Source organism: Moorena sp. SIO3E8, from assembly GCF_010692445.1.
Classification (GTDB): Bacteria; Cyanobacteriota; Cyanobacteriia; order Cyanobacteriales; family Coleofasciculaceae; genus Moorena; species Moorena bouillonii.
Genome location: NZ_JAAHHM010000374.1, coordinates 1 through 1,183, shown reverse-complemented (window position 1 = coordinate 1,183; position 1,183 = coordinate 1). Strand labels below are relative to the sequence as shown.

The 1,183-nt window shown below is 35.1% G+C and carries 1 pseudogene; it reads left to right on the top strand.

The annotated features are described in order from the left end of the window. Positions 1 to 1,183, top strand: a pseudogene (locus F6K46_RS39890) (IS4 family transposase); the annotation flags it as partial.

Below are 1,183 nucleotides of genomic sequence, written 5' to 3'. Positions count from 1 at the left end.
CCAACATTCTACCAAAACCACCTAAAAAGTCAATTAAGTCTAGCCGATTATATTTTTTTAAAAATCCTGATTAATCTTTTACAATTAATCAAGAAAGTCAGTTTGGAAAAGTTAGCAAATGCTCTCCCTTTACCCATTAAATTTGAAAGCAAAAGAAAAAGAATACAAAGATTTTTATCGCTGCCAAATCTCACCATTGAAAAAGTTTGGCTTCCAATAGTTGAAGAAGTTTTGAAAACATACTTTACCTCGGACCAACTAATTTATATAGCAATAGATCGAACAAGTTGGGGTCGTATTAATTTATTCATGGTTAGCCTCATTTGGGATAAAAGCGATGCAGCGCGGTCTTGGGGGTTCCCCCCATGAGCGACTGCATCAAGACAGGGCGTTTCCAGTATATTTTACTTTGTTGCCAAAGTTAGGGAGTAGTAATCTAACAGAACAACAAATAATATTGTCAAAAGTTATCCCGCTTTTTAAAAACTATCAAATCTGCCTGTTGGGAGATAGAGAATTTTGCTCTGTCAAATTAGCAAAATACTTACAGGACTTGGGTGTGTATTTTTGCTTACGCTTAAAAAAGAACGAGTTTATTGAATATAAAAAAACTAATTGGCTTCAACTTAATGATTTAGGTTTAGTACCAGGAGTGTCTTTATTTATCCAGCGATGCAGCGCGGTCTTGGGGGTTCCCCCCATGAGCGACTGCATCAAGACAAGGAGTTAAAGTTACTAAAACTCGTGGATTTTCAAATTTTAATGTGGCTTGTAAGTGGCAACGTAAACTCAAAGGAATAGCGCAGAAAGAAGGATGGTTTATTCTGACAAATTTTGAAAAATTAGAGTTGGCGATTTCCGCTTATAAAAAAAGATTTAATATAGAGGAAATGTTTAGAGATTTCAAGAGTGGTGGTTATAACTTAGAAAACACAAAGCTTGAGGATAAACGGTTTATTTCGAGAGTTTTATTGATAGCGATAGCTTACACTTCTGCAACTTTCCAAGGTCAAACTATTAAACGTAAAGGAATACAAAACTATGTAGCTCGTGTAAAAGAATCTGGACGTAGGGAGCGGAGGCATAGCAGTTTTTACGTTGGTTTGTATGGTCAAACCTGGATGAATTTTAAGGATGTTTGTCTAAAATTAGTAACCGAATTAATGAAATTAAATCCTAATAA